This window comes from Micromonospora sp. NPDC003776 (assembly GCF_053605645.1).
In genome coordinates this window covers 1-12,164 of record NZ_JBSGJR010000159.1, presented here as the reverse complement: position 1 = coordinate 12,164, position 12,164 = coordinate 1, and the positions used below count along the sequence as shown (strand labels likewise).

The 12,164-nt window shown below is 70.8% G+C and carries 12 protein-coding genes and 1 pseudogene; 4 read left to right on the top strand and 9 right to left on the bottom strand.

Translation table 11 applies throughout. The features are described 5' to 3' along the window. Positions 1 to 152: 152 nt before the first annotated feature. On the bottom strand, positions 153 to 944 hold the full coding sequence (locus tag ACWEVO_RS15580) for a GntR family transcriptional regulator (RefSeq protein ID WP_452308206.1): 792 nt from the start codon (positions 942 to 944) through the stop codon (positions 153 to 155). Between the two features lie 111 nt (positions 945 to 1,055). Beyond that, positions 1,056 to 1,925 (bottom strand): PAC2 family protein, encoded by an 870-nt coding sequence (locus ACWEVO_RS15575; protein WP_355057793.1) that lies wholly within the window; start codon positions 1,923 to 1,925, stop codon positions 1,056 to 1,058. Positions 1,926 to 2,234: 309 nt separating this feature from the next. Between ACWEVO_RS15575 and metH the strand changes: the two genes are divergently transcribed. Next, positions 2,235 to 5,750, top strand: coding sequence for a methionine synthase (metH, locus tag ACWEVO_RS15570; RefSeq protein WP_452308204.1), 3,516 nt, complete (start codon positions 2,235 to 2,237; stop codon positions 5,748 to 5,750). Positions 5,751 to 5,807: 57 nt separating this feature from the next. Here metH and ACWEVO_RS15565 read toward each other — a convergent pair whose 3' ends face one another. The 6 genes and pseudogenes from ACWEVO_RS15565 to ACWEVO_RS15540 all read right to left on the bottom strand — a co-directional run bounded on the left by ACWEVO_RS15565 (position 5,808) and on the right by ACWEVO_RS15540 (position 9,891). Beyond that, on the bottom strand, positions 5,808 to 6,020 hold the full coding sequence (locus tag ACWEVO_RS15565; RefSeq protein WP_452308203.1) for a tyrosine-type recombinase/integrase: 213 nt from the start codon (positions 6,018 to 6,020) through the stop codon (positions 5,808 to 5,810). A 59-nt stretch (positions 6,021 to 6,079) separates the two neighbouring features. After that, positions 6,080 to 6,259 (bottom strand): annotated as a pseudogene (locus ACWEVO_RS15560) (DUF6197 family protein); the annotation flags it as partial. 531 nt (positions 6,260 to 6,790) lie between these two features. Then, the gene (locus ACWEVO_RS15555; protein WP_452308202.1) at positions 6,791 to 7,465 is read right to left on the bottom strand and encodes an HAD family hydrolase; all 675 of its coding nucleotides are present in this window, start codon (positions 7,463 to 7,465) and stop codon (positions 6,791 to 6,793) included. A 473-nt stretch (positions 7,466 to 7,938) separates the two neighbouring features. Continuing rightward, positions 7,939 to 8,433 (bottom strand): N-acetyltransferase family protein, encoded by a 495-nt coding sequence (locus tag ACWEVO_RS15550; RefSeq protein ID WP_452308201.1) that lies wholly within the window; start codon positions 8,431 to 8,433, stop codon positions 7,939 to 7,941. A gap of 108 nt (positions 8,434 to 8,541) precedes the next feature. Then, positions 8,542 to 8,928: an Imm1 family immunity protein gene (locus tag ACWEVO_RS15545; RefSeq protein ID WP_452308200.1), complete on the bottom strand. Its 387-nt coding sequence runs from the start codon at positions 8,926 to 8,928 to the stop codon at positions 8,542 to 8,544. 189 nt (positions 8,929 to 9,117) lie between these two features. Further along, positions 9,118 to 9,891: an SDR family oxidoreductase gene (locus ACWEVO_RS15540; protein WP_452308199.1), complete on the bottom strand. Its 774-nt coding sequence runs from the start codon at positions 9,889 to 9,891 to the stop codon at positions 9,118 to 9,120. 91 nt (positions 9,892 to 9,982) lie between these two features. Between ACWEVO_RS15540 and ACWEVO_RS15535 the strand changes: the two genes are divergently transcribed. Together ACWEVO_RS15535 and ACWEVO_RS15530 are read left to right on the top strand one after the other, a co-directional pair. Next, complete coding sequence (locus tag ACWEVO_RS15535; protein WP_452308198.1) at positions 9,983 to 10,399, top strand: hypothetical protein; 417 nt, start codon at positions 9,983 to 9,985, stop codon at positions 10,397 to 10,399. 35 nt (positions 10,400 to 10,434) lie between these two features. Further along, positions 10,435 to 10,788, top strand: a complete 354-nt coding sequence (locus ACWEVO_RS15530) for a VOC family protein (protein ID WP_452308197.1) — start codon at positions 10,435 to 10,437, stop codon at positions 10,786 to 10,788. Between the two features lie 59 nt (positions 10,789 to 10,847). Here the strand turns inward: ACWEVO_RS15530 and ACWEVO_RS15525 are convergent, their stop codons facing one another. Beyond that, entirely contained in the window at positions 10,848 to 11,507 is a 660-nt protein-coding gene (locus ACWEVO_RS15525) for an HNH endonuclease family protein (protein ID WP_452308196.1), read from the bottom strand. Positions 11,508 to 11,740: 233 nt separating this feature from the next. On the opposite strand from ACWEVO_RS15525, the gene ACWEVO_RS15520 reads away from it, so the two are divergent. Next, positions 11,741 to 11,920 carry a hypothetical protein gene (locus ACWEVO_RS15520; RefSeq protein WP_452308195.1) on the top strand — a complete coding sequence of 60 codons (180 nt, stop codon included), beginning with the start codon at positions 11,741 to 11,743 and terminating at the stop codon, positions 11,918 to 11,920. Positions 11,921 to 12,164 lie beyond the last annotated feature (244 nt).

Genomic DNA, 12,164 nt, shown 5'->3' with positions numbered 1-12,164 from the left:
GATCCGACGCCGTTGCCGGTGTGCCGGGCGACGGTGCTGCGGGGTGACGTGATCTAAGAGTGGCTATTCCGCTGCGGATAACCACTCTTTCCGTGAATCTGCGCGCGAGGCGCGCGAGGCGTGCGAGGGGGCGGGACGGGGCGAGGCGGGAATCAGCCGAGGACGAGGCCGGGGTCGGGGTCGGGCTGCTCGGTCGGGGCGGGGATCTTGTACTCCTCGGTGAGGGTGGTCATCGGGCCGGGCCAGGTGGCCTGGGCGACCTCGATCGGCTTGTGCCGCTCGTCGTACGCGACGTGCAGCAGGTGCAGCACCGGGGTGTCGGGGCGGATCTGCAGGATCTCCGCCTCCTCCCGGCTGGGCTGGCGGGCGCTGATCGTGTCGGTCGCGGTCACGTAGCGCCGGCCGGTGACCTCCTCGACCTCCTGGTAGAGCGGCCGGCCGAAGGCCTCGGCCCGTTCCAGGCTGGTGCCGCTCGTGTCGGCCGGCAGGAACCAGGACGCGCCGACCTCGACCGGCGACTCGTCGGTGCGGACCAGGTGCCGCCGGCAGAGCAGCTCGGCGCCGTCGGCCACGCCGAACGCGTCGGCCACCTCGGGCGGGGCCGGGGTGCGGCCGACGGAGACGAGCTGCTGCTTGTACCGGGCGGCCAGGTCGGTGTGGTAGCCCCGGAAGCCGCCGTAGCGGCCCCGGGAGAGCCGGTTCAGCCGGCGCCGGGTGCCCCGGACGTACGTACCCGAGCCGGGCTTGGTGATCAGGATGCCCTCGACCCGCAGCTGGTCGACGGCGCGTTGCACGGTCTGCTTCGCCACGCCGAACATCTCGGCGATCGCCGGGATCGACGGCAGCCGCTCGCCGGGCGCCCAGTCGCCGCGGCGGACCTGGGCCTTGAGCTGCGCGGCGATCTGCCGGTGCGGGAACTCGGCCGCGCCCGGGTTGATCTGCATCCCCGCCTCCTCATGACAGCTAGGTTCCTAGGATGCCGTAGGGGGAGTGTGCGCGCCACCCCGGACACGAAGAAACCGGGCCCCGCAACGGGAGCCCGGTTTCCCCGAGGTTCACCAGGAGCCGGCGGTGGGACCGGCGGAGCCGCCCCGACGGCGCAGGTACTTCTCGAACTCCTGGGCGATCTCGTCCCCGGTCAACGGGGTGATGCCCGCGTCGCCGACCCGCTCCTCCAGCTCGCGGACGTACTCGCCCAGCTCGGCGTCCTGCTCGGCGGCGCTGCGCACCCGCTGCTCCCACTCGGCGGCCTCCTCGGCGAGGTCCGCCATCGGCACCGGCAGGTCGAGCACCTCCTCGACCCGGTGCAGCAGCGCCAGGGTGGCCTTGGGGCAGGGCGGGTTGTTGGCGTAGTGCGGCACGTGCACCCAGAACGAGACCGCGTCGACCTCGGCCCGGGTGCAGGCGTCGTGCAGCACGCCGACGATGCCGGTCGGCCCGTCGTAGCGGGTGGGGGTGAGCTGGTAGCGCTTGGCCGCGTCGGCGTCCGAGGCGCTGCCGCTGATCGGCAGCGGCCGGGTGTACGGCACGTCCGCCAACAGCGCGCCGAGCAGCACCACCCGCTCGACCTCCAGGCTGTGGCAGATCTCCAGCACCTGCTCGCAGAAGGTCCGCCAGCGCATGCTCGGCTCGATGCCCCGGATCAGCACCACGTCCCGGTCGGTGCCCTCGGGGCTGGCGACCATGAAGCGCGTCGTCGGCCACTCCACCCGGCGGGTCTCCCCGTCCGCCATGGTGATGGTGGGCCGGCTCACCTGGAAGTCGTAGAAGTCCTCGGGGTCCAGCTCGGTCACCTGCCGGGCCTGCCAGACCTGCTCCAGGTGCTCCACAGCGGCGGTGGAGGCGTCCGCCGCGTCGTTCCAGCCCTCGAAGGCCGCGATGGCGACCGGGGACCGCAGCACCGGCAGCCCGTCGAACTCGGTCACGCCGTCACCTCACCCTGCTCGCCGGGAAGCGCGCCGGGTGGCTGCCCGAACGTTCCCCCGCCTGCGACAACTCCGGCTCGACGCGTCCGCCGCACCGCGACCTGGAGCCGTCGCACGGTCGCGTCCCTGATGTCCTTCACGTCCGCCAGCCTACGTGCCGCTGCGGGATGCGGCCCGTCGGCCGCGCCGGTCGAGCAGCCCGACCACCCGGACGAAAAGGATGAAGGGTGCGCGGTGATCCGGCTGACAGTATGTGGGAACCGCTGCGTGCCGCGACCCGACCGCGAATCGCCGCACTAACCTGGCTCTGTGCGGACTTCGTTGCTCGATGTGCTGGCGGACCGGATCCTCATCGCCGACGGGGCGATGGGGACGATGCTCCACGCGGCCGACCTGACCCTGGACGATTTCGACGGGCTCGAAGGCTGCAACGAGATCCTCAATGTCACCCGGCCGGACGTGGTCCGGGGCGTACACGAGGCGTACCTGGCCGCCGGCGCGGACTGCGTCGAGACCAACACCTTCGGCGCCAACCTGCCGAACCTCGCCGAGTACGGCATCGCCGACCGGATCCGCGAGCTGTCCGAGGCGGGCGCGCGGCTCGCCCGAGAGGCCGCCGACGCGTACGCCACGCCGGAGCAGCCGCGCTTCGTGCTCGGCTCCATGGGGCCGGGCACCAAGCTGCCCACCCTGGGCCACGCCGGCTACGGCACCCTGCGCGACGCGTACCAGGAGAACGCGGCCGGCCTGATCGCCGGCGGGGCCGACGGGCTGATCATCGAGACCTGTCAGGACCTGCTCCAGGTCAAGGCCGCCGTGATCGGCGCGAAGCGGGCGCGGGCCGAGCTGGGCCGAGACGTGCCGATCATCTGCCAGGTCGCCGTGGAGACCACCGGCACGATGCTGCTGGGCAGCGAGATCGGCGCCGCGCTCACCGCCATCGAGCCGCTCGGCGTCGACCTGATCGGGCTCAACTGCTCGACCGGCCCCGCCGAGATGGGCGAGCACCTGCGCTACCTGTCCCAGCACTCGCGGATCCCGATCTCGGTGATGCCCAACGCGGGCCTGCCCGTGCTGACCGCCGACGGGGCGTACTTCCCGCTGACCCCGGTGGAGCTGGCCGACGCCCTCGAGCGGTTCGTCAGCGACTACGGCGTCGCGCTCGTCGGCGGCTGCTGCGGCACCACCCCGGAGCACATCCGGGTGCTGGTGGAGCGGCTGCGCGGCACCCGGCCGGTGGCCCGCGAGCCGAAGCCGGAGCCGGGGATCTCCTCCATCTACCACCACGTGCCGTTCGCCCAGGACGCCAGCATCCTGATGGTGGGAGAGCGGACCAACGCCAACGGGTCCAAGGCGTTCCGCGAGGCCATGCTCGCCGCCGACTGGCAGGCGTGCGTGGAGATCGCCCGCGGCCAGGCCCGGGACGGCTCGCACCTGCTCGACCTCTGCGTCGACTACGTCGGCCGGGACGGCACCACCGACATGCGTGAGCTGGCCGGCCGGTTCGCCACCGCCTCCACCCTGCCGATCATGCTGGACTCCACCGAGCCGGCGGTGGTGGAGGCCGGGCTGGAGATGCTCGGCGGGCGCTGCGTGGTCAACTCGGTGAACTTCGAGGACGGCGACGGCCCGGACTCCCGCTACGCCCGGGTCATGCCGGTGGTCAGGGAGCACGGCGCCGCCGTGGTCGCCCTGCTCATCGACGAGGAGGGCCAGGCCCGCACCCGGGACTGGAAGGTACGCGTCGCGACCCGGCTGATCGAGGACCTGACCGGCCGCTGGGGGATGCGCCGGGAGGACATCCTCATCGACGCGCTGACCTTCCCGATCGCCACCGGCCAGGAGGAGACCCGCCGGGACGGGATCGAGACCATCGAGGCGATCCGGGAGATCGCCGCCCGGTTCCCGGGGGTCAACTTCACCCTGGGCATCTCCAACGTCTCGTTCGGACTCAACCCGGCGGCCCGGCAGGTGCTCAACTCGGTCTTCCTGCACGAGTGCGCGCAGGCCGGTCTCACCTCGGCGATCGTGCACGCCAGCAAGATCCTGCCGATGTCGAAGATTCCCGACCAGCAGCGCGAGGCCGCCCTCGACCTGGTCTACGACCGCCGCCGCGAGGGGTACGACCCGGTGCAGCGGTTCATCGAGATCTTCGAGGGGGTGGACGCCGCCTCCGCCCGGGCGACCCGGGCCGAGGAGCTGGCCGCGCTGCCGCTGGACGAGCGGCTCAAGCGCCGGATCATCGACGGTGAGCGCAACGGCCTGGAGGCTGATCTGGACACCGCGATGGCCGAGGGGCGCGCCCCGCTGTCCATCATCAACGATTTGCTGCTGGACGGCATGAAGGTGGTCGGCGAGCTGTTCGGCTCCGGCCAGATGCAGCTGCCGTTCGTGCTCCAGTCCGCCGAGGTGATGAAGACCGCGGTGGCGTACCTGGAGCCGCACATGGAGAAGGCCGACGACGGCGGCAAGGGCCGCATCGTGCTCGCCACGGTCAAGGGCGACGTGCACGACATCGGCAAGAACCTGGTCGACATCATCCTGTCCAACAACGGCTACGAGGTCGTCAACATCGGCATCAAGCAGCCGATCAACGCGATCCTCGACGCCGCCGAGGAGCACCGGGCCGACGCGATCGGCATGTCCGGCCTGCTGGTCAAGAGCACGGTCATCATGAAGGAGAACCTGACCGAGATGGCCACCCGCGGGGTCGCCGACCGGTGGCCGGTGCTGCTCGGCGGGGCGGCGCTCACCAGGGCGTACGTCGAGGACGACCTGCGGTCGATGTTCCCCGGCCAGGTGCACTACGCCCGGGACGCGTTCGAAGGGCTGTCCCTGATGGACCGGGTGATGGCCGCCAAGCGCGGCGGCGCCCCGATGATCGACCCGGAGCGGGAGGCCGCCCTGGCGGCCCGCCGGGAGCGGCGGGAGCGGCAGCGGACCATGGTCCGCGAGGCGCTGCCCGAGCTGGACGACGCCTCGGTCCGCTCCGATGTGGCCACCGACGTGGTGGTGCCCGCCCCGCCGTTCTTCGGCACCCGGGTGGTCAAGGGCGTGCCGCTCGCCGACTACGCGGCGCTGCTCGACGAGCGGGCCACCTTCCTCGGCCAGTGGGGGCTGCGCGGCGCTCGGGGCGGCCAGGGCCCGTCGTACGAGGAACTGGTGGAGACCGAGGGGCGGCCGCGGCTGCGCTACTGGCTCGACCGGCTCACCGCCGACCAGATCCTGGAGGCGGCCGTGGTGTACGGCTACTTCCCGGCGTACTCAGAGGGCAACGACCTGGTGGTGCTGGACGAGAACGCGCAGGCCGAGCGGGCCCGGTTCTCCTTCCCGCGGCAGCGGCAGGAGCGGCGGCTCTGCCTGGCCGACTTCTTCCGGCCCAAGGGCGACCAGCTGGACGTGGTCGCGTTGCAGCTGGTCACCGTCGGCCAGCCGATCAGCGAATACACCGCGAAGATGTTCGCCGGCAACGAGTACCGCGACTACCTGGAGGTCCACGGCCTGTCGGTGCAGCTCACCGAGGCCTTGGCCGAGTACTGGCACCGGCGGATCCGGGCCGAGCTGACCCTGCCGGGCGGGCGTACCGTCGCCGACGACGACCCGGCCGACCTGGCCGGCCTGCTGCGCAACGACTACCGGGGCTGCCGGTACGCGTTCGGCTACCCGGCCTGCCCCGACCTGGAGGACCGGGCGAAGATCGTCGAGCTGCTCGGCGCGCAGCGGATCGGGGTGCAGCTGTCCGAGGAGTTCCAGCTGGTGCCGGAGCAGGCCACCGACGCGATCGTGGTGCACCACCCGGAGGCGAGCTACTTCAACGCCAAGTGATCGCCGTAGGCACTTTGAACTGCGGCGGAGCATCCGGAATGGCCCTGATTTCCATGATCATGCCGTCTCCAGGCCGTCCGGGGTCGGCGGGTCGTCGGCGAAGGCGTGGTCGATAGCGCGACGGGTGCGGTCCTCGCTGGCTGACAGCAGGTGCGTGTAGATCCGGAGGGTGCAGCCGGGGTCGGAGTGCCCCAGGTACGCCGAGAGGGCCTTGACGCTGTCGCCGGCGTCGAGCAGGACCGAGGCGTAGGTGTGCCGTAGCAGGTGCATGCCGTTGTGCCGGTTGTCGGGGACACCAGGCTTGGCCGTGGCGTCGTGGGGAGGAAGAGGCAGCGGCCGTGAGCGGCCATGCCGATGGCACCGGCAGCGCAGGCGGGCGGGAACGGGGTGTCGTGGGTGACGCGGTAGTAGACGCCCTGCGTCCAGCCGTGCAGTTCGAGGTAGCGGGCGGCGCAGCGCAGGGTGTCGGCCGGGGTCAGGTCGGCCAGCGCGAACAGGCCCAGCACGATTTCCGGCAGCCAGTGCCAGAAGACGCGCAGGACCGGCCACGTCCTTTCGTGGGCGGTGGTTGGTGGCCGGCAGATCGGGCAGCTTTCCTAGGGCAAACCCCGGTCTGTCGGGACGAAGGCCGACGGGATGGCTAGGGGCGCGCCGGGGGAGAGGGCGGCAACTCTCCGGGCTTCACGTGGTGGTCACTTTGCTTGCCAGAAAGGTCCGGCACTCACCGGTGCTCTCGAACAGCACGGTCGAGAGGTAGTAACTTCCATCGCTGGTCTGCCGGGTCTCGATCTCGATGCCGAATCGTCGATGCCCTCCACGAGGACCCGGCGCGGGGCCGGAGTTCCGCCGTGGACCTCTGTCCTCATTGAGCCTTTCCGCGCAACGTGGTGATCACGGTCTGTGACGGTCTCGGGTGTCCTATCACGACACGCCGATGTGGTCGGCTGGAACAGATATGAGTGAAGCTCCCGTATGAAGAAGGTCTCTGCCGAGAGATCAACTTCACAAGGAGCTTCACGTGAGTGCCAGCGACAGACCTGTCAGGACGGAACCTGGGCAAGCCTGAGCACGTATTCGAAGCCGCGTTTCTGCGCGGGCGAATTCACCATTGGCAGGATCAGCGCTGGTATGCCGGCGGAAACCGATCCGCCGTCGCCGGCGGGATGATCACCGACCATCAGGGTCTGGCCCGGTGCGGCATGGAGGGCTTCGAGGGCGGCGCCCCAGATCCGAGGGTCCGGTTTGACGAAGCCGACCTCGTAGGACAGTACGAACGCATCGACATAGCCGTCGAGTCCGTGCCGCGCAAAGCATTTGCGGATGTCCCAGCCGACGTTGCTGACGACGCCGATGCGAACACCGCTATCACGCAATGCGGACAGGGTGGCGACGGTGTCGGCGTACGGCTCGATCGCTTCGGCGTGTGTTTCGTGCAAGACCGATGCCAGCGCCTGGTCCACGCCAGGAATCTGTTCCAGCACGGCGAGGATCGCCCGATCCCAGACTCGCGGATCCAGATCTCGGGCGATGTGCGCCGGATCCGTGGCCGTCTCCCGCAACAGTTCCGCGAAGTCGCCAGCAATACGGTGCGCCTCGCCGGCAGGCAATGTCTGGTCGATCGATGCCGCCGCGTTGCCCACCCAGCGCTCCGAGTTTCTGGCGAACAGAGTCCAGGCGAAGTCGAACAGTACTGTCGTCACGGGCTTGGCGGTCATCGCGTCACCCTAGATCAACACGACGAGTTCTGTGGGCCGCGACGCAGCGAAGTGCAGCACCATCGACACCAAGCGGAACCACGGCGAACACAGTCAGACCGTCGACCAGTGGTGCGAGCCGGAGGGGGACCGCGTTGCCGAATCTCTGGGACGAGCGGCCGTCCTGCCGGCACCGAGGGAGCCCCAAGATCATGCCGTCCACAGGCCGTCCGAGGTGAACCCAACGACGACTAACGCTGACGATCGACGGCAGACCCCGGCGCAGGTCAGCGGCCATTCGGTCCCATTCAAGCGGATACGCTCACGGCCTTTAACATTGCAACGTCAAGTGATCGCCGTGGACGCTCTGACCTGCGGCTGAGTCGAGCGAGACGACCAGGGCGTGCCCCGGCGGGGCGTCGGGCACTCCGTGATGGCTGCGGGTGCGCCCTCGGGTCTGCCGTGCAACGACTCGACCGGGGCACCACCGAGCGTCAGACCCCGATCTCAGCGACCATCGTGTCCGCGTCCTCGAACGACTCAACCGTGCGGAATCCTTCAGCGGCGTACAGTCGCGCAGCGAAGTTCGCCCGCTCCACGCTCAGGGACACGGCCTGGACGCCACGTTCTCGTGCAACGTCCAGAACAGCGCGCAAGAGCGCCCGGCCCACACCGCGGCCTCGCCACGCTTGCACCACGCCGACAGTCAGCTCTGGCACGTCGTCACCCGCGTACCCGTAGCCCGGATCAGCGGCGGTCAGGTATCGGCACCAGGCCGCGCCGACCGGCCGATCAGCCGGGTCCACCGCAACCAGGCCGAAGTCGTTCGGCTGCATCCAACCGGTGACATAGTGGGCCAGCGCGGGATTCGCCATGATCTGCTCGCGGGACCAGTTGCGCTCAGGCGGCCAGTTCACGGCCTCCACGAGCATGTCGACCATGAATTCGTAATCAGCCACGGTGGCTGCGCGGATGCCGAAGTCAGTCACCGCCGAAGCCTCGCACACAAGATCGGCATTACCGAGATCATGCCGGTTCGAGGCCGCCGGTGGGGGAAGGGTCGACCGGCCCCGGGAGCGGCGCTCAGGCCACGAGTTCTAGGGTTTGACGACCCACTGGACGTTCGTGGGGCGCCGATCGGTGTGCAGGAACTCGTGGGCTGCTCGGCGGGCCTGCGTGGCCGTGATCTCGAAGGGCTCGGCGCCGGCGGGAAGGGCGAACCATGGGTTGTCGTACGCGTATTCGGCGTCGTCGACGATCTGGTCAGCCGGGGCGCCAGGCGGCACCGGCCCCCACGCGCACAGCATGTCCGTCTCGCTCTCCCAGTACAGGTCGGCCCGATCTCCGTAGAAGTTGAGGTGCAGGGTGCGCCGGCCGTCGTCACTGGCGAGGGTCACGCCCTTGGGCGGTTCGGGGCCGAGGATCGCATCGAGTTCGGCAACGTCGGCCACCGCGCTGGCGGTGCTGTCGATCCATGCCTGCAAGGCTCTTCACCCGTTCCTGATCGTGGTCTTGGGCGGGTACGGGCGTCCGAGGCGACCGAGCTGCGTGGACCGCAGCACGGCCGCCTTGATCTCCGCGGTCATCAAGCCCACACCCACGGGACGCAGCCTACGGCGGGAAGCCGGCCGCTGGCCGTACCCGCCCGGTAACGCGGCACGAGCTGACGCGTCTCACTTGTCCGTCCGGTCGCGCAGCCAGCGTGCGAAGTCGACGGCGACGATCCGCTCGTCGTGGACGCCGGCCGCCTCGTCGGACGCCAGCCACACGATGGGCGGGCCCATCACCTCGGGTTCCAGGAACCGGTGCCCCTCGGGTACGGCCTCGCGGGGCAGCATCCCGGTGGCGGTCGCGCCCCCGGGCAGCAGCAGGTTGACGGTGACGCCGGTGTCGCGCAGGTCGGCGGCCATGATCCGGGAGAGGGCCTCGCTGCCGGCGCGCGACGGCCCGTACGGGACGAACCCGGCGCGGTGCATGGTCGACTCGTTGACCGAGATGTTGACGATCCGGCCAGCGCCGGCGGCCAGCATCCGGGGCGTCACCTCGCGCGCCGTCAGGAAGTAGCCGGTCAGGTTGGTGTCGATCACCGCCCGGAACCCGTCGGCCGGGACCTCCCAGAAGCCCCGCGGCTCGGTCATGAACTGCGGATTGACCGTCCGCATGCCGATCCCGGCGTTGTTCACCAGCAGGTCGATGCCGCCGAGCCGCGACCACGCCTCGTCGACCGCCCGGGCCACCGACGTGTCGTCGCGTACGTCCAGTTCGAGGCCGATCGCCCCGGGCAGGCCGGCGGCGGCCGCCTCGGCCCGCTCGCCGGACCGGCCGGTCAGTGCGACCGTGGCTCCCGCCCGGGCCAGCGCGGCGGCCATGGCCAGTCCCAGCCCGCTGGTCCCGCCGGTCACCAGCACCCTCATCGAGGTAAGCCCCGGCGGTGTCGATGCACTCATGCCCACGACGCTAGGCGGTCGAGCGTCCTCGAAGTCAAGCCGCCCGCCGAGCCGTACCCTCGGCCGTGGCCGGTGTGGGACCCTGTCCGACATGCCCGCACCCCCGCCCACCCCGGACGCGGCCCTGGCCGCGGCCGCCTCGCCCGACTGGCAGGTGCGGGAGCGGGCCGGCGAGGAGTTGGTCCGCTGGGCCGACCGAGCCGAGGTGAGTGATGCCCTGGTGCGCCTGCTGCTCGATCCGGAAGACACAAGCGTCACGGTCGGCACCCTCACCGCACTGTTGGGCCGGAACGACGTGGCGGCGATCCGCCCGCTCGCCCGTGCCGTCGGCCTCGCCGGTGACGTCGAACCCATCGACGACCTGTACGGGACGTTCGACCTGGGTGACTGCGGTGGCCCCGCCGCCGTCCGATTCGTGGACGCCTGTGAGAGGCTGGCCGCCGATCCCGACCCGACGACTCGGGCCGGCGCCGCCATCCTTCTCGAGTGGGCCCGAGCCTGGACCTGAGCGGCGCGGGGGAGTTCCGGCCTATGGTGTGAAAGATGGACACTCCCCGCCTGACCCACGTACGGGTGAACGTGCGGGACCTCGACGCGGCGATCGGGTGGTACGAGCGGCTGCTCGGGGTGCCGGCCGAGGGGCACTGGCCGCCGGACGCGCCGACGTACGCGCACTTCACCCTGGGGCCTGCGCAGTTCGCGCTCGGGCGGTACGACCCCGTGCCGGCGGCGGGGGCGCGGTTCAACTTCGAGGTGGACGACGTCGACGGGTGGTGGGCTCGGGTGGGTCCGGACGCCGACGTGGTGGAGCCGTTGTTCGACACCCCGTACGGCTCCAGGAAGTTCACCATCCGCGATCCGGACGGCAACGAGTTGGGCTTCGTCCAGAGCCGGTGATCAGCTGGTGCGGCGTCCCCGTCCGGCCCGCTCGGGCGGCGGGCCGGACGGGGACCCGGTCAGTACGCGTAGGTGACCGAGATGGTGACGTTGGGGCAGCTGTTCGCCCAGCTGGTCAGGGCGCTCTTCTCAGCGCTGTCGACGGTGAGCCGCCAGCGGATCTTCACCGCCACCCACTCGTTGATGTAGCGGCACCGGGCGGAGGAGTACGGCGGCATCCAGGTGGCCGGGTCCTGGTCGCCCTTGGCCTGGTTGACGTTGTCGGTGACGGCGGCGAGGGCGCGGCCGTCCCCGAGGTCGTTGGCGTACGCCTGGCGGCGGCTGGTGGTCCAGTTGCGGGCGCCGGAGTCCCACGCCTCGGCCAGCGGGACCATGTGGTCGATGTCCAGGTCGCTGGTCAGCGTCCAGTACGCGTTGTCGTAGTAGGAGTACCAGCGGCCGCCGGAGAGGGTGCAGGTGCCGCTGATGGTGGGCGCGGAGACCGCCTCGGCGAGCAGGACCTCGTTGCGGGTGTTGCAGCCGTCGCCGTCGGCGTCGATCCAGTGCGGGAAGAGGTCCCGGCTGTAGCCGGTGCGGACCTCGGTGGCCACGGGGAGGCCGGCGACGGCGGTGGTGAGGGAGGCGGAGTAGCTGGCGGCCCAGGCGGGCTGGGTCAGGCCGAGGGTGGCGGCCATGGTCGCGGCGAGGCTGATGGCCGTGGCGCGCAGGGTGCGGGTCATGGTGCTCCGTCCGGATGGGGGATGGGTGGCACCTATATAGACAGAGATGGAAGCAATGGTCTAGATCAATTTCCGTGAACGGTACGTGACCCTCTGGCGTACGCTGGCCCTTGGCCGGCCGCGAGCCCCGGGTCGACCACGACTCCAACCCCTCTCCGCTGCGCCGACGCAGCCTGGAAGATGCCGGATCCCGGCATCGGGGTGAGCATGAGGTACGAGGAAAGGGGGCGGAGATGACCGACGAGACGGCATCGAATGTTCCGCCGGACCCGACCATGGGCGCCCACGTGCCGGCCGCCGTGCGTTCCGTCGAGCCGCCGAGCAGTCTGGAGCTGTGGGCCCGCGCGCTGGTGATGCACCGCTGCTTCGGTGAGGACGACGTCGAGCCCAACATTCTGCGCGGCCTCGACTGAGGCTGCGCCGGGGCGGTCGCCGTCCCGAACCGCGCGGCGGCGCACCGCCGCGCGGCGGTGGCGCCGATCCCGTGGCGCCTCGACCGGTCCGGCTCACCCGGCGGTGGGCGGGCCGAGCCGCGCCGCCCGGGCGTGCAGGTAGCGCTGCTGCGGCAGGTTCATCGACCGGCGGGCCGCCGCCAGGTACGCCTCCCGTGCCGCGTCCCGCTCGCCGGCCAGCTCCAGCAGGTGCGCCCGGGCCGCG